The sequence below is a fragment of the Pseudomonas sp. Lb2C2 genome (genome assembly GCF_052112205.1).
Taxonomy (GTDB): Bacteria; Pseudomonadota; Gammaproteobacteria; order Pseudomonadales; family Pseudomonadaceae; genus Aquipseudomonas; species Aquipseudomonas kilonensis.
On the sequence record NZ_JAUTYW010000047.1, the window covers coordinates 1 to 240 of the forward strand.

Here is a 240-nt window from a genome sequence, read left to right on the forward strand (position 1 = left end):
TGGCTGGCGAGGTCAGGGTGTAGGTGTAGGAGCCGTCGGGCTGAAGCGACAGTTGACCGTAGGCACCGTTGGCATTGCCCACCAGCGCGAAGGTCACTGCGCCAACGGCACCGCTGATCGAGCCGACCAAGCTACCGCTGGCGGTTTCACTGGTGGCACTCGGCTCGCTGCCAGTGACGGTGCCAGGGGCCAGGTCCTGGCCGTCCTGGTTCAGGTCGAGGGCTTTTTCATAGACCGTAA

The 240-nt window shown here is 64.2% G+C and carries 1 protein-coding gene; it reads right to left on the reverse strand.

Features of this window, described 5'->3' with window-relative positions; translation table 11 throughout:
- Positions 1-240 (reverse strand): VCBS domain-containing protein (locus tag Q7F16_RS30210; RefSeq protein ID WP_412007504.1); only part of this gene is annotated, 240 nt, incomplete at both ends.